Genomic DNA, 14,658 nt, shown 5'->3' with positions numbered 1-14,658 from the left:
AATTTAATTGTCGCATGCAATAACGCCGGCCCAAACGCCCCGGGCGGGCGTGCGCCTCAGACCCCCAGCGGCAGGCGCGCGCTGCTCTTGACCTCTTCCATCACCGCATACGTGCGCGTCTCGCGCACCCCGGGCAGCTGCCACAGCACGGTGCCGGCGAACTCGCGGTAGGCGGCCATGTCGGCCATGCGGGTCTTGAGGAGGTAGTCGAAGCCGCCGGCGACCATGTGGCATTCCATGATCTCGTCGCGCACCTGCACGGCGGCCTTGAACTGGTCGAACACGTTGGCGGTGGTGCGGTCGAGCAGGACCTCGACGAACACGGTGAAGCCGCGCCCCAGCTTGTAGGGGTCGAGCCGGGCCTCGTAGCCCAGGATGAAGCCGTCGCGCGTGAGGCGCTGCACGCGCGCCAGCACGGCGGTGGGGGACAGCGCGACCGCCTCCGCCAGCTTGAGGTTGGTGATGCGGCCGTCTTCCTGAAGGATCTTCAGCAGGCGCAGATCGATGCGGTCCAGATCAAGCATTCGAGAATTATCCGGCGCACGCACCGATCGACTGCAAGAAATGCGGCCTATTTGCCACGGCCATAGGAGATAGAACCAAGGAAATGCCGTTGGACTACCCTTTCGCAGTCATTTGGACTACCGAAAGCCGTGGGTCACCGCATTCAACGCACCGTGGTCGCGCCGGGTGCGGCAGCCTGGCGGCCCGAGAGCTGGTCGACCAGCGCGCCGTAGGCCGGGCCTTCGCGCAGCTTGGTGTAGGCGGCCTGGGCTTCGCGGTAGCCGGGGCGCGACGTGTCGGCGCCGGCTTCGCCCGACTGCTGGGCGGCCAGGCCCGAGCGGATCCACAGCTGCGTGTCGGCGGCCACAGCGGCGCGGCTGTTGGCCGAGACCGCGACTGGCTCCTGGCCCATGTTCTCGTTGTAGCCCTGGGTGGGCGCGGTCTTCAGCCACTGCTGGGCGTCGGCGGTCACGGCGGCGCGCGTCGTCGAGGACGCGAAGGGCGCGGGACGCGGGTCGCCTTCGGCGTAGTTGCCGGCAAAGCTCGGCGCGGCGGCCAGGCCCAGCAGGGCGGCGACGGCGGCGGTGTTCAGAAGGCGGGTGGTGGAAGACAGCTTCATGTTCGTTCACTCCTTGAGGTGGTTGCTTGGTTGGTGAGAACGACTGTACGAAGCGCATCCACGCGACCGATAACGTCTGGATGACGGTTTTGTCATGTGCGTATCCACCTGCATCGGGCCGCGCCGAGAGGGACCGCAAGGGGCCTTCCAACTTCTCTTGCATAACCGCCATCGCGGCATGCATAAGCCATGGCGCGCGGCCCTCAGTCGGCATATCGTTGCGCCCATCCATTCCAACCAAGGGAATCTTCCATGAACGAGAAACTCTCCTTCGTCAATCCGACGGCCAACAGCCCCTGGGGCACCTACCTGTCGCAGGTCGATCGCGTCGTGCCGTACCTCGGCCCGCTGGCGCGCTGGGTCGAAACCCTCAAGCGCCCCAAGCGCGCGCTGATCGTCGACGTGCCGATCGAGATGGACAACGGCACCATCGCCCACTTCGAGGGCTACCGCGTGCAGCACAACATGAGCCGCGGCCCGGGCAAGGGCGGCGTGCGCTTCCACCCCGACGTCACGCTCGAAGAAGTGATGGCGCTGTCGGCCTGGATGACCATCAAGACCGCCGCCGTCAACCTGCCGTACGGCGGTGCCAAGGGCGGCATCCGCGTCGACCCGAAGAAGCTGTCGCTGCAGGAGCTCGAGAAAGTCACGCGCCGCTACACCAGCGAGATCGGCATCATCATCGGCCCGCACACCGACATCCCCGCGCCCGACGTGAACACCAACGCGCAGATCATGGCGTGGATGATGGACACCTACTCGATGAACGTCGGCGGCACCGCCACCGGCGTGGTCACCGGCAAGCCGCTGCACCTGGGCGGCTCGCTGGGCCGCGTGAAGGCCACCGGCCGCGGCGTGTTCGTCACCGGCCGTGAAGCGGCCCGCCGACTGGGCATGGACCTGCGCGGCGCGCGCATCGCGGTGCAGGGCTTCGGCAACGTGGGCTCGGTCGCGGCCGAACTCTTCGTCGAGGCAGGCGCCAAGATCGTCGCAGTGCAGGACCACACCGGCACCATCGTGAACACCAACGGCCTCGATCTGGCCCAGCTGGTGCCCATCTCGCGCACCGACGGCGTGGTCGGCTTCAAGGCCGGCGGCGACATCGTGCCGAACGAAGACTTCTGGGACGTGACCTGCGACATCCTGATCCCGGCCGCCCTCGAAGGCCAGCTCACGGCCGAGCGCGCCAAGAAGACCACCGCCAAGCTGGTGCTCGAAGGCGCCAACGGCCCGACGGTGCCCGAGGCGGACGACATCCTGGCCGAGCGCGGCGTGCTGGTCGTGCCCGACGTGATCTGCAACGCCGGCGGTGTGACGGTCTCGTACTTCGAATGGGTGCAGGACTTCTCGTCCTTCTTCTGGGACGAGGACGAGATCAACGTGCGCCTCGATCGCATCATGATGAACGCGCTCAACCAGATCTGGGACACGGCCGACAAGCACAAGATCCCGCTGCGCACCGCCACCTACGCGGTGGCCTGCGAGCGCATCCTGATGGCGCGCCAGGAACGCGGTCTGTACCCCTGACGCGATCTCCGGGGCTTGCAGGGCCTTTCGGGAACCCCCGGCCTGCCGGGGGCTCGAAGCGAAGCCGCCGGTTGGTTAGCATCCGGTGTCCTTCCCGCCCTGCCATGCCCCCCACCTCTTCTGCTGCCTTCTTCTCTTCGCCGGCCCGCGTGCCGGCGTTTCTGTTCCCGAGCCTGCTGTCGGTGCTCGTGCTGGCCGGCTGCGGCACCTTGGGCACGCGCCAGACCTACGAGCCCGAAGACTTCGACTCGACCACCACCCACACGCGCAACTACGCCGCCAGCGAGGCCCAGACCTGCGAGGCGGCGCGCCGTGCGCTGCTGAGCCAGGGCTACATGGTCACGGCTGCCAACGCCGACCTGGTGACCGCGCGCAAGAGCTTCCAGCCCGCGGCCGAGACGCACGTCGAGGTCGAGTTCCGCGTGGTCTGCGCGCGAGAAATGGGTACTGGCAGCGCCTCGGCCGGACGCAGCACCGTGGCCTTCGCGACCGCGCTGCAGGACCGCTACGGCCTGAAGAAGGGCAGCAACTCGGCCAGCCTGGGCGTGGGCGCCATCGGCTCGCTCTCGCTGCCCTTCGGCGGCAGCAACGAGGCGATGGTCAAGGTGGCGAGCGAGACGCTCAGCGACGAACGTTTCTACGACCGCTTCTTCACGCTGGTCGAGCGCTTCCTGCAGGGCGGCGGCCCCGACATGCCGGCCGATGCGGCACCCGCCGACGCCGACGACGCACCGAAGCCCGCCACGCGCCCCGCCGCCACCACCTTCCCGGTGGCGCCGTCGCCCAACCGCGGCTGAACAGGCTCGGCAGTCAGCGCACCAGCGTCGACTTGCCGAACAGGCTCTCGATCAGCTCCACCGCCACCTCGGCCGTCTGGTTGCGCACGTCGAGCGCGGGGTTGAGTTCCACCACATCGACCGAGCCGAGCCGGCCCGTGTCGGCGATCATTTCCATGCACAGCTGCATCTCGCGGTAGGTCGGCCCGCCGCGCACGCCCGTGCCCACGCCGGGCGCGTCGGCCGGGTCGAGGCAATCGAGGTCGAAGCTCACGTGCAGGTGGGTGTCTTCGTCCACATCTTGAAGCGCCTCGGTCATGGTGGTGCGCATGCCGTTCTCGTCGATGTGGCGCATGTCGAACACGGTCAGGTCGAGCGTGCGAATCGCTTGCTTCTCGTCATCGTCCACGCTGCGGATGCCGATGAAGCGGATCGCGTCGTGCGTCAGCGCCGCGGGCTCGCCGCTCCAGCCCGTGAGGTCCGCCGGCCCGTGGCCCAGCAGGCACGACACCGGCATGCCGTGCAGGTTGCCGCTGGGGCTCGTGGTCTCGGTGTTGACGTCGGAGTGCGCGTCGAGCCACAGCACGCGCAGCTTCTTGCCGCGTTGGCGTGCATGCCAGGCCACGGCGCTGATGGAGCCGATCGCCAGGCAGTGGTCGCCACCCAGCATCACCGGCACGTGGCCGGCGCCCAGCGCGGTGTCGACGGCGGCGTAGACCGAGCGGTTCCACGCGATCACCTCGGGGAGGTGGCGCAGCCCGTTGGCTGGCGGTGCCCACGGCGTGGCCGGACCCGCGAGGTTGCCGCGGTCGAGCACCGTGAAGCCCTGGCCCGCCAGCGCCTCGGCCAGGCCGGCCACGCGCAGCGCGTCGGGGCCCATGCCCGCGCCGCGCACGCTGGCGCCGATGTCGGTCGGCGCGCCGATCAGTTCGAGGGTGGTGGTCCCGGTGCTGCTGCTGTTCATGTCGGTCTCCCGATGTGGTGCCAGAGGTAGGCGTAGCCGAGCGCATCCATGAAGGCGGACGCCTTGTTGTCCGCGGCGGCGCTGTGGCCGCCTTCCATGTTCTCGTAGAAGCTGCTGTCGTGCCCCTGCGCGAGCAGTTTCGCGTGCATCTTGCGCGCATGCACGGGCCCCACGCGGTCGTCGCGCGTGGAGGTGGTGAAAAGGGCGGGCGGGTAGGGCGTGTCGGCCTTGGCGTTCTCGTAGGGCGAGAAGGTCTGGATGAATTCCCATTCGTCGGGCAGTTCCGGGTCGCCGTACTCCGCGATCCACGAGGCGCCGGCCGACAGCTGCGTGTAGCGCTTCATGTCGAGCAGCGCCACCTCGCTCACGATGGCGCCGTACAGCTGCGGGTACAGCGTGAGCATGTTGCCCATGAGCAGGCCGCCGTTGCTGCCGCCCATGGCGCCCAGGTGCGCGGGCGAGGTGATGCCGCGCGCGAACAGATCTTGCGACACGGCCGCGAAATCCTCGCAGGTGCGCAGGCGGTTCTCCTGCAGCGCGGCCTGGTGCCAGCGCGGCCCGTACTCGCCGCCGCCGCGGATGTTCGCCACCACGTACACGCCGCCGCGTTCGAGCCAGGCGCGGCCGATGCCGCCGCTGTAGCTCGGCTCCAGCGAGATCTCGAAGCCGCCGTAGGCGTACTGCAGCGTGGGGTTCGTGCCGTCGGCCACGAGGTCTTTCGCGGCGATCTCGAAGTAGGGCACGCGCGTGCCGTCCGCCGAGGTCGCGAAATGCTGGCTCACGCGAAAGCGCGAGGCGTCGAAGAAGCCGGGGCTGTGCTTCAGCGGCTGGGGTTCGCCCTGGCCGAGGGTGCCGATGTACAGCGTGGTCGGCTGCAGGAAGCCGCTCACGGTCAGGAAGTAGTCGTCGCTCTCGGTCTCGTCGATGCCGCCGGCCGCCACGCACGAGAGCGCGGGCGCGCCGCCCAGGCTGTCGCGGGCCCACTCGCCCAGGCCGTCCGCCGGCGGCGTGAGCACCTCGAGCCGGTTCACCACGTCGTGCATCACGTTGAGGATGAGGTGGTGGCGCGTCCACGAGTAGTCGTCGAGCGCGGTGGTGTCGTCGGGCTCGAACAGCAGCGTGAGTTCGCGCGCGCCGGCCATGTAGTCGTCGAAGCGCGCGGCCAGCAGCGAGCCGGCGGTGTAGGTGCGGCCGGCCACGGTCCAGTCTTCGCGCGGCTCGATCAGCAGCCACTCGCGTGTGACGCCGGTGTTGGCGTCGTCGGGCACGTCGATCTTGGCCAGCGTGCCGTCGGGGGCGCGCAGCCAGGTCTCGCTGTCGTAGAAGTCGATCTGGCGCGAGACGAAGTCGCGCTCGAAGCCGGGCGTGTGGTCGCTCCAGGCGCTCACCGACATGTCTTCGTGCGCACCTTCGTACACGGTGACGGCCTCGGCCAGCGGCGTGCCGCGCCGCCACTCCTTCACCAGGCGCGGGTAGCTCGAGCTGGTCATGGAGCCGGGGCCGAAATCGGTGCCCACGTACAGGTGGTCGATGTCTTTCCAGGTGACGTGGTTCTTCGCCTCGGGCAGCGCGAAGCCGCCTTCGACGAACGCCAGGTTCACCAGGTCGAACTCGCGCACCACGTCGGCATCGGCGCCGCCGCGCGAGAGCGAAATGAGGCAGCGTTCGTAGGCAGGCTCCAGGCAGTCGGCGCCGTGCCAGACCCAGTTCTCGCCGTCCTGCGCGGCCAGCGCGTCGAGGTCGAGCACGGTCTCCCACGCGGGCTCGGGCGTGCGGTACTCATCGAGCGTGGTGCGGCGCCACAGGCCCTTGGGGTGCGCCTTGTCGCGCCAGAAGTTGTAGTACAGCGCGCCGATCTTGCTGACCATCGGAATGCGCGCGTCCGAGTCGAGCACTTCGAGCAGGCCCTGCTCGATCGACTGGAAGGCCGGCGACTGCGCATAGGTGTGAACGGCGTGTGCATTCTGCTGGCGAGCCCAGTCCAGAGCGGCTTCGCCGTCGATGTCTTCGAGCCAGAGATGGGGGTCTTCGTTGTGCGCAGAGGTCATGCGGCACAGTGTACGAAGCCCCCGTGACCGCGCCCGCCTGTGAGCAGTTGTTGCGGCCTGGTTGCGGCCTGTAGGGCGCGTTGATTTTTTCATTACAAGTGGACGCGCACCCCGCCAAAGCTTGGGGCAAACCCCTGTCTCGCGCGTGCCTTCCCCCGGTGGAAACACTGAAGAAGCGAAGGCCCACGAACGCGATGCCCACGGTATCCTGCCGGACGGCGCATGCCCCAACGAGGAGAACCACACATGAAACACCTGAGCGGTCTTGATGCCACCTTCCTGCACCTGGAAACCCCCGAGATGCCGATGCATGTGGGTTCCCTCAACGTGCTGGACCTGCCCAAGGGCTACAAGGGCGACTTCTACGAAGACGCCAAGGCCTTCATGGCCAGCCGCATCCACCTGGCCGACGTGTTCACGCGCAAGCTCGCGCTGATGCCCTTCGACATGTCCAACCCCGTGTGGGTGGACGACGACGACATCGACATCGACTACCACGTGCGCCACATCACGCTGCCCAAGCCCGGCACCAACCGCCAGCTGCAGCAGTACGTGGCACGGCTGCATTCCACGCTCATCGACCGCAGCCGCCCGATGTGGGAGTTCTTCATCATCGACGGCCTGCAAAGCGGCCAGGTGGCGCTGTACACCAAGGTGCACCATGCGGGCATCGACGGACAGGCCGGTGTCGAAGTGGGCAAGGCCATCTTCGACCTGGAGGCCACGGGCCGCGTGATCAAGCCGCCGCGTGCGCGTCCGCGCAGCAGCGGCTACCAACTGGGCATGGCCGAGCTCGCCACCGCCGCGCTGCGCAACACGGCGCAGCAGTACGTCAAATTGTTCAAGATGGCGCCGGCCATCGCACGCGCCATCGGCGGCCTGGCCAAGCCCGACGAGAAGGCGGCCGACAAGGCGGTGGCCGCCGCGCCGAAGAAGTTCAACCTCTTCGCGCCGCGCACCTCGCTGAACGTGTCGATCACCAACCAGCGCACCTTCGCCGGGCGCACCATCTCGCTGGCCGAGACCAAGTACATCGCCAAGCACTTCGGCGTGTCGCTCAACGACGTGGTGCTGGGCACCGTGGCCGGCGCGCTGCGCCACTACCTGGCCGACAACAACGAGCTGCCGGCCAAGCCGCTGGTGGCCGGCGTGCCCGTGAGCCTGCGCGAGGCCGGCGACCAGACGGCCAACAACCAGGCCAGCATGATCCTCGTGAGCCTGGCCACCGACATCACCGACCCGGTGCAGCGGCTGAAGGCGATCAACACCTCGTCGAACAGCTCCAAGTCGACGATGAACCGCTTCAAGGCGGTGATCCTGGACGACTTCCCGACCTTTGCCGCGCCCTGGCTGATGTCGGGCATCGCCTCGATGGTGGGCCGTTCGGGCATCGTCAACCTGCTGCCGCCGGCGGCCAACGTGGCCGTCTCGAACGTGGCGGGCGCGCCGTTCCCGATGTATTTCGCGGGCGCGCTGGTCACCTGCTACTACCCGGTGTCGATCGCCAGCCATGGCACGGCGCTCAACGTCACCGTGCAGAGCTACAACGGCCGCATGGACTACGGCCTGATCGCCTGCCGCCGCGCCGTGCCCGACATCACCGAGATCGGCGACTACCTGCTGGCCGAGCACAAGCTGCTGATGTCGCTCACCGAGAAGTACCCGGCCGCCGCCGGTGCGACGGCTGCGCCCAAGCCCGTGGCCGCGCCTGCGCCGGAAGAGAAAGAAGAAGTCAAGGCCGCTGCACCCGTCCGCAAGCCGGCCGCGCGCAAGAAGGCGCCGGTGAAGGCCGTTGCCGCCAAGAAGGCGGCGCAGAAGGCGCCTGCCAAGGCCGCACCGGTCAAGGCGGCAGCGAAGAAAGCCCCTGCCAGGAAGGCTGCAGCGAAGAAGGCCGCACCCCGGCCCGCGGCCCGCAAGGCCGCCGCATCGCCCCGTGCCGCTGCGGCATGATCGACAGGGCCGGCCCGGCCTGGAAAAAAATTGGGGCAGTTGGACTAGTTTTCCGACCGTTCTAGTTTTCCAGGCCTAGGCCCTGCGGAAGATGATTGGCCCATCGCGATTCCCCGCGAGCCACTCAACTTCAAGGAAATCTCACATGTCCACGCAAACCAACATCGCTTCCGCCGCCATCCACGTCGTCGGCCAGTACAACGACGCCGGCAAGACCCTGGTCGGTGCCTACCGCACCGGCGTGCAACGCCTGCTGGGCGGTGCCGCTTCGCGCTACAGCGAATTCCTGGGCAACCGCCAGATCCCGATGGTGAGCGAGCAGATCAAGGCCAACCTGATCGGCGCGCAAGAGAAGGTGCATGGTTTCCTGTCCAACCGCCTGGACATCGACACCAGCCGCATCGTGAACGCGATGGACCGCGTCGCTGCCGGCACCACCAGCGGCATCGAAACCGTCGCCAACCGCGTCGCCCAGATCGAATCGCCCGCTGCCACCACCGTGCTGAACGCCCTGTCGGCCGTGAACCAGCCCTTCGCCACCGTGTCGGTGCAGATCGCTGACCGCATCGTTGCCGGCACCAAGCAGATCGAAGCCCGAGTGAGCGGCACCGAAGAAGCCGCCCCCGTGCGCACCGTGAAGGCCAAGGTCGCTGCGGCCAAGAAGCCGGTTCGCCGCGCTGCCCGCAAGGCGGCCTGATCCCGGGGCGCCGATCGCGCCCTTTTCATTCCTTACGCCCCTGGAGCACCCACCGCATGGCGACCCGTCCCGATGACACTGCAAAGTTGAAGAAGAGGGCGGCGCCTGCCAAGAAGGCTCCGGCGGCGAAGAAGAAGGCCGCGCCCCGCAAGGCGGCGCCGGCTGCGAAAGCACCGTCCGCAGACACTGCGGCGGCCGGCACCAACAAGGCCGAAGCGCTGCTGCGCGCCGGCCTCAAGGCGCTGGACAACGTGCGCAACGACGTCGCCAAGCGCCAGGCCAACGTGATCGAAGGCCTGCTCGGCATCGGGCACGGCAAGGCCGACGCGGCCGGTGCCAAGGCGGCGCTGACGCGCGGCTTCCCCAGCCTGGACACCTTCGGCATCCGCAAGTTCGAGGACGTGTTCGACCAGCGTGTCGCCACCGCCCTGCAACGCCTGGGCATGCCCAGCGCCGACGAGGTGCAGGCCCTGCGCGACGAGGTAGCGCAGTTGCGCGAACGCCTCGCCAGACTCGAGAAACCGTCCAGTTCAAGTGGCTCCGGCGGCAAGCGCTGAGCGGCACGCAACGCACGCAACACGCCGCTTGTGGCCAGCTCCAACACCACGCGCGATCGCATCCTGCAGACCAGCCTTGCGCTGTTCAACGCGGAAGGTCTTCCGGCCGTGTCCACGCACAAGATCGCGGCCGAGCTCGGCATGAGCCCGGGCAACCTGCACTACCACTTCAAGGCCAAGCAGCTGATCGTCGAATGGCTGTTCCGGCGCTTCGAGCAACGGCTCGAGGTGCTCAACGGCTCGTCGGCGTCCATTGCCGCCATCGACGACCTGTGGCTCGCACTGCACCTGCGCTTCGAGGCCATCGACGAATACCGCTTCATCTACCGCGACATGGCCTTCCTGGCCAGCGAGTACCCGGCCCTGGGACAGCGCGCCCAGGCCATGACCGCGCAGAACCTGCTGGCGGCCCAGACGCTGTGCGAAGGGCTGGTGGCCTCGGGCGTGATCGAGACCAGCGCCGAGCAGGCGCGCATCCTGGCGCTGCAGATGGTCTTCACCACCACCTGCTGGCTCTCGTTCGAACGGCTGGTGCCGGGGCGCGACGCCCTGGCGCAAGCCGACCCCGGTTTGGCGGCTTTCTACACACTCACGCTGGTTTCTCCGTATGTTTCCAGCGAATCGAGGGCTTATCTTGATTACCTGAGGGGCAAATACCTCGGATAAATGAAGTCGTCGTCCGACGGGGAATGCAACTTCGCACCCCCATCGTCGTCCTATAGAAGAAAGAAACAGAAAGGAAGCCGCCATCATGACCACCGCCACCCACGAACCCATCGCTCCGCCGTCGCGCCTGCTCTTGCTGGCCGAAGCGCGCGCCCTCTGGGAAACCGGCGCCGGCCTCGCCATGTGGCCGCTGCTGCAACTCGCGCCGCGCGGCGACGGGCACCCCGTGCTCGTGCTGCCGGGCCTGGTGGCCAGCGACGTCTCCACGCTGCTGCTGCGCCGCTACCTGTGCAGCCGCGGCTACGACGCGCACGGCTGGGGCCAGGGCCGCAACCTGGGCCCGCGCGCCGGCGTCGAGGACGGCATGGTCGACCTGCTCAAGACCCTGGCCGACAAGAGCGGCCAGAAGGTCAGCGTGATCGGCTGGAGCCTGGGCGGCGTCTACGCGCGGCTCTTGGCCTCGGCGCAGAAGGACCTCATCCGCAACGTCATCACGCTCGGCAGCCCGTTCTCGGGCAGCCCGCGCGCCACCAACGCCTGGCGCGTGTACGAAGGCGTGAGCGGCCAGAGCTCGCACGACCCGCGCCGCATGAAGTTCGTCGAACCCACGCCGCCCGTGCCCACGACCTCGATCTTCAGCCGCACCGACGGTGTCGTGGCCTGGCGCTGCAGCCTCGAGAAGACCGGCCCGCAGTCCGAGAACATCGAGGTGGTGGCGAGCCACTTGGGGCTCGGCGCGCACCCGGCCGTGCTCTATGCGGTGGCCGACCGGCTGGCGCAGCCCGAGGGCGAGTGGAAGCCGTTCAACCGCGGCATGCTCGGGCCGCTGGTGTACCCGGACCCGGACCGCAACATCTGACCTGAGGCGATCACCTCCAAATAAAAAAGACCGGCGAATGCCGGTCTTTTTCTTTGGGGCTCCAGGCTTGGTTCTTCAGGCCCCGGCCCACACGTCGAGCACATAGCGCTGCTCGGCAATCATCTGGTCCATCCACGCCGCGCTGTCCTGCCCGTGCTCGCGCGCAAGGTCGCTGAGCGTGCGACGCACGTCGGGCTCCATGCGCGAGCCGTCGCCGCACACGTACACCACGGCGCCCGCTTCGAGCAGCTTCCACACGGCCGCGCCCTGTTCACGGATCAGGTCCTGCACGTAGACCTTGCGGTCGCCGGCGCGCGAGAAGGCCGTGTGCAGCTTCATCAGGCCGCGGTGCGACCAGGCCTGCAGCTCTTCGGCGTAGATGAAGTCCTGCTCGGGATGGCGGCAGCCGAAGAACAGCATCGCCTCGCCCAGCGCGTCGCCGCGTTCGACCTGCGCGGCGCGCGCCTGCAGGAAGCCGCGGAACGGCGCCAGGCCGGTGCCCGGGCCGATCATGATGAGCGGCCGGTTCGCGTCCTCCGGCAGGCGGAAGCCCTCGGCCGTGGTCTCGCGGATCACGCCGTGCACCGTGTCGCCGGCCTCGGCGCGCGCCAGGAAGTTGGAGCACACGCCTTCGAAGGTGCCGTTGCCCGACAGTGCGGGCGCGCTCACCACGCCCACTGTCACGCTGCAGCGCCCCGGCGTCATCGTCGGCGACGAGGAGATCGAGTAGTAGCGCGGCGACAGCGGCGACAGCATTTCCAGGAACACCGAGAACGGCACCTGGCAGGCGCGGTGCTCTTCGAGCAGCTCCAGCAGCGACTTGCGCTTGTGCAGCACCTCGGCCTTGTACGCGGCCTGCGAGGCCTCGTCGCTGCCCGACAGCGCCTGCAGCTTCGGCTTGGTGAACGGGCACTCGGTGTGCGCCGCCAGCGTGGCGATCTGCTTGCGCGTGGCCACGTCCTGCAGCTCGACGTAGTCGCCCAGCAGGCGATCGACCGCGATGACCTGGTCCACCGGCAGCGCCGCCTTGCGGCCCGGCACGGCCGACAGGCGCACGTGCGCCGAGCGGTCGAAGCCGAAGCGCGCCATCGCGCGCTCGACCTGCGCCGGGCTGTTGCGCGGCACCACGCTCAGGTGGTCGCCGGGCACGTAGTTCACGCCCTCGGGCAGCATCAGCTCGACGTGGCGCGTGGAGCGTCCGGCCTCGCCGTTGGCGCCGGCGCTTTGCAGTTCGCGGTTCTCGATCACGCGCAACGGCACCGCGCCCAGCGCATCGACCAGTGCGTTCTTCTGCGGCGGCGGCAGCTCTTCGAGCGTGTACAGCGGCTCGGCCTCGGCCGGCGTGTCGGCGCCGTTCTTGATGTCGAAGGTCTTCACCAGCGCGGGCCACAGCGCGTCGCTCCAGTCCTGGAAGGCGCCGTCCATGTCCTCGCGCGCATCGCCTTCGCCGCGCTCGTGCACGCGGTCGGCGCCCAAGGCTTCGAGCCGCTCGTCGATGCGGCGCGGCACCGCCTGGTAGGTGGCGGCCCAGTCGGTGTTGCCGCAGCCGAAGACGCTGAAGCGCACGCCGTTGAGCGAATCGTCGGCCTTGTCGAGCCAGCGGTGGAACTCCGCTGCGTTGTCGGGCGCCACGCCGTTGTACGAGGCGCAGACGATGGCCACCGCGCCGCTGGCCGGCAGCCGCTCGGCGTAGTCGTCGAGCGAGGCCAGCTGGGTCGAGAAGCCGCGCAGCTCGCCGGCCTCGGCCAGCTGGCGCGCCAGGTCTTCGGCGGTGCCGAGGTTGGAGCCCTGCAGCACCAGCAGCGAGGTGCCGTGGCGCGCCGCCTGCGACTTGCGCGCGGCGGGCTTCGTCGGCGTGGCGGGCGCGGCCGTCGCCTCTGCGTTGCCGCGCGGGCGCGAGGCCGGGTCGCGCAGCAGCGCCTTGATCTTGAAGTTCTCGGGCTTGATCGTCAGCGCTTCCTTGATCTTGAGCTTGTAGCCCGTGTGATCGACGAGGTTGAAGCGCTGCAGGATCATGCCCAGCGTGAGCACCGCCTCCTGCAGGGCGAACTGCCGCCCGATGCAGGCGCGCTGGCCGTTGCCGAAGGGCTTGAAGGCGTTCACCGGTCGCTCGCGCTCGGCCTCGCGGCTGAAGTGGTCGGGGTTGAACTGGTCGGCGTCCTCGCCCCAGATGCCCTTGTCACGGTGCAGCGCCAGCGCATGCATGATGACCATGTTGTTCTTCTTGATCGTGTACTGGCCGCCGATCTTCGTGTCTTCCTTCGCGCGCATCGAGATCGCGGGCGCGGTCGGGTACAGGCGCAGCGACTCCTTCAGCACCTGCATCACGTACTGCAGGCGGTTGACCTGCGCGTAGGTGGGCTTTTGCGTGGTGTCGCCGCCGAACACGCTGTCGACCTCGGCCTGCGCCTTGGCCATGGCCTCGGGGTTGTTCAGCAGGAAGTAGATGGCGAACGAGAGCAGGCCGCTGGTGGTCTCGTGGCCTGCGATGAGGAATTCGATGCACTCGTCGCGGATCATCTTGTCGGTGAGCTTCTCGCCGCTCTTCTTGTCCACGCCCGCGATCATGTAGCTCAGCAGGTCGGGCTTGGTGGCGATGTCGGCGCCGCTGGCGCGCCGCTCCTCGATGATGTCTTCCACCATCTTGTGCATGTAGCGGATGTCCTTGCGCTGCTGCGCCAGCTCCTTCTTGAGCATCAGCTCCTCGAGCGGAATGCCGCGCCGGTTCTGCACCGTCTCCAGCGTGCGCACCATCGCATCGACGAAAGGATGGAAGCCCTCGCGGTAGAACGAGTTGAAGCGGTAGCCGAAGCCGCACAGGCCGATGGTGTCCAGCGTGAGCGCGGTCATGTCGCGCACCACGTCCACCTCTTCGTCGAAATTCAGGCGCTCCCACTTGGTGACCAGCTGCCCCGCGATGTCCAGCATCATCGGGTGGTAGGCCTGCATCGCGCGCTGGCTGAAGTTGGCCAGCAGGATGTTGTGCGGCTTCGACCACGTCTCCTCGTGCGTGTCGGAGGTGAACAGGCCGTGCGACGCGGCGCGCAGCCGGCGCAGTGCGCCGCGCGTGCTCTTGTCGAAGCGCGGCTCTTCGCACAGCTCGTCGACCAGCGCGGGCGACGACACCACGATCACCGGCATGCCCGGCATGTCGAGCCAGTAGATGCCGCCGAGGTCCTGCGCGATCTTCCACATGTCGAGCACCGGCGAGTCGGAGCCGATGGACAGCAGATTGCCGACGAAGGGTTTCTTCGCCGGATGGGGGATCGGATGGAGCGAGTTCTTTCCTGCCATGTGTGCCTTCTTGTGCCTACGTAGGGACCCGCTTCGGATGTCCGGGATGCGAAACCGGAGTATCCCGATGGCACGGGGGGTGGGCAGGACGGGGTTTCCCTTAGGAGGCGACGGGGCCGTTCACAGAGTCAGCGTGATCGCCATTCACAGTGCGGCCACGGCCTGGCAGCGTGCCCCAGACCGGTGGCCCGGGCACA

The 14,658-nt window shown here is 68.2% G+C and carries 12 protein-coding genes; 7 read left to right on the top strand and 5 right to left on the bottom strand.

The features are described from left to right. Positions 1-56 precede the first annotated feature (56 nt). Positions 57-524: an Lrp/AsnC ligand binding domain-containing protein gene (locus tag AC07Q9_RS28780; RefSeq protein ID WP_062478450.1), complete on the bottom strand. Its 468-nt coding sequence runs from the start codon at positions 522-524 to the stop codon at positions 57-59. A gap of 143 nt (positions 525-667) precedes the next feature. Beyond that, positions 668-1,123 (bottom strand): hypothetical protein, encoded by a 456-nt coding sequence (locus tag AC07Q9_RS28775; RefSeq protein WP_495312647.1) that lies wholly within the window; start codon positions 1,121-1,123, stop codon positions 668-670. A gap of 252 nt (positions 1,124-1,375) precedes the next feature. On the opposite strand from AC07Q9_RS28775, the gene AC07Q9_RS28770 reads away from it, so the two are divergent. Further along, positions 1,376-2,650 carry a Glu/Leu/Phe/Val family dehydrogenase gene (locus tag AC07Q9_RS28770; protein ID WP_492687258.1) on the top strand — a complete coding sequence of 425 codons (1,275 nt, stop codon included), beginning with the start codon at positions 1,376-1,378 and terminating at the stop codon, positions 2,648-2,650. A gap of 104 nt (positions 2,651-2,754) precedes the next feature. Beyond that, positions 2,755-3,447, top strand: coding sequence for a DUF2242 domain-containing protein (locus tag AC07Q9_RS28765; RefSeq protein ID WP_492682955.1), 693 nt, complete (start codon positions 2,755-2,757; stop codon positions 3,445-3,447). 13 nt (positions 3,448-3,460) lie between these two features. Here the strand turns inward: AC07Q9_RS28765 and rocF are convergent, their stop codons facing one another. Both rocF and AC07Q9_RS28755 read right to left on the bottom strand, forming a co-directional pair. Next, entirely contained in the window at positions 3,461-4,390 is a 930-nt protein-coding gene (gene rocF, locus AC07Q9_RS28760; protein ID WP_495312646.1) for an arginase, read from the bottom strand. Continuing rightward, positions 4,387-6,438, bottom strand: a complete 2,052-nt coding sequence (locus tag AC07Q9_RS28755; RefSeq protein ID WP_495312645.1) for a prolyl oligopeptidase family serine peptidase — start codon at positions 6,436-6,438, stop codon at positions 4,387-4,389. The genes rocF and AC07Q9_RS28755 overlap by 4 nt, the downstream gene beginning before the upstream one ends. Before the next feature lie 246 nt (positions 6,439-6,684). Between AC07Q9_RS28755 and AC07Q9_RS28750 the strand changes: the two genes are divergently transcribed. The 5 genes from AC07Q9_RS28750 (at position 6,685) to AC07Q9_RS28730 (ending at position 11,167) form a co-directional block, all read left to right on the top strand. Next, positions 6,685-8,388, top strand: a complete 1,704-nt coding sequence (locus AC07Q9_RS28750; protein ID WP_495312644.1) for a WS/DGAT/MGAT family O-acyltransferase — start codon at positions 6,685-6,687, stop codon at positions 8,386-8,388. Between the two features lie 145 nt (positions 8,389-8,533). After that, entirely contained in the window at positions 8,534-9,085 is a 552-nt protein-coding gene (locus tag AC07Q9_RS28745; RefSeq protein WP_159274669.1) for a hypothetical protein, read from the top strand. Between the two features lie 56 nt (positions 9,086-9,141). After that, positions 9,142-9,642 carry a phasin family protein gene (locus tag AC07Q9_RS28740; RefSeq protein ID WP_495312643.1) on the top strand — a complete coding sequence of 167 codons (501 nt, stop codon included), beginning with the start codon at positions 9,142-9,144 and terminating at the stop codon, positions 9,640-9,642. 30 nt (positions 9,643-9,672) lie between these two features. After that, a complete protein-coding gene (locus tag AC07Q9_RS28735; RefSeq protein ID WP_070063831.1) occupies positions 9,673-10,308 on the top strand; it encodes a TetR/AcrR family transcriptional regulator in 636 nt (211 codons plus the stop codon). Between the two features lie 85 nt (positions 10,309-10,393). Continuing rightward, complete coding sequence (locus AC07Q9_RS28730; protein WP_139701313.1) at positions 10,394-11,167, top strand: esterase/lipase family protein; 774 nt, start codon at positions 10,394-10,396, stop codon at positions 11,165-11,167. A 75-nt stretch (positions 11,168-11,242) separates the two neighbouring features. Here AC07Q9_RS28730 and AC07Q9_RS28725 read toward each other — a convergent pair whose 3' ends face one another. Then, a complete protein-coding gene (locus tag AC07Q9_RS28725) occupies positions 11,243-14,461 on the bottom strand; it encodes a bifunctional cytochrome P450/NADPH--P450 reductase (protein ID WP_495312642.1) in 3,219 nt (1,072 codons plus the stop codon). Positions 14,462-14,658 lie beyond the last annotated feature (197 nt).

It is taken from the genome of Variovorax sp. GW821-FHT09A10 (assembly GCF_059418385.1).
This window is presented reverse-complemented; position numbering and strand designations above follow the sequence as displayed.

Excerpts from the sequence above, each read along its gene's own strand:
- AC07Q9_RS28725 (WP_495312642.1), bottom strand. The coding sequence starts at position 14,461 with ATGGCAGGAAAGAACTCGCTCCATCCGATCCCCCATCCGGCGAAGAAA.
- AC07Q9_RS28730 (WP_139701313.1), top strand. The coding sequence starts at position 10,394 with ATGACCACCGCCACCCACGAACCCATCGCTCCGCCGTCGCGCCTGCTC.
- AC07Q9_RS28745 (WP_159274669.1), top strand. The coding sequence starts at position 8,534 with ATGTCCACGCAAACCAACATCGCTTCCGCCGCCATCCACGTCGTCGGC.
- AC07Q9_RS28740 (WP_495312643.1), top strand. The coding sequence starts at position 9,142 with ATGGCGACCCGTCCCGATGACACTGCAAAGTTGAAGAAGAGGGCGGCG.
- AC07Q9_RS28770 (WP_492687258.1), top strand. The coding sequence starts at position 1,376 with ATGAACGAGAAACTCTCCTTCGTCAATCCGACGGCCAACAGCCCCTGG.
- AC07Q9_RS28775 (WP_495312647.1), bottom strand. The coding sequence starts at position 1,123 with ATGAAGCTGTCTTCCACCACCCGCCTTCTGAACACCGCCGCCGTCGCC.
- rocF (WP_495312646.1), bottom strand. The coding sequence starts at position 4,390 with ATGAACAGCAGCAGCACCGGGACCACCACCCTCGAACTGATCGGCGCG.
- AC07Q9_RS28765 (WP_492682955.1), top strand. The coding sequence starts at position 2,755 with ATGCCCCCCACCTCTTCTGCTGCCTTCTTCTCTTCGCCGGCCCGCGTG.
- AC07Q9_RS28755 (WP_495312645.1), bottom strand. The coding sequence starts at position 6,438 with ATGACCTCTGCGCACAACGAAGACCCCCATCTCTGGCTCGAAGACATC.
- AC07Q9_RS28780 (WP_062478450.1), bottom strand. The coding sequence starts at position 524 with ATGCTTGATCTGGACCGCATCGATCTGCGCCTGCTGAAGATCCTTCAG.
- AC07Q9_RS28750 (WP_495312644.1), top strand. The coding sequence starts at position 6,685 with ATGAAACACCTGAGCGGTCTTGATGCCACCTTCCTGCACCTGGAAACC.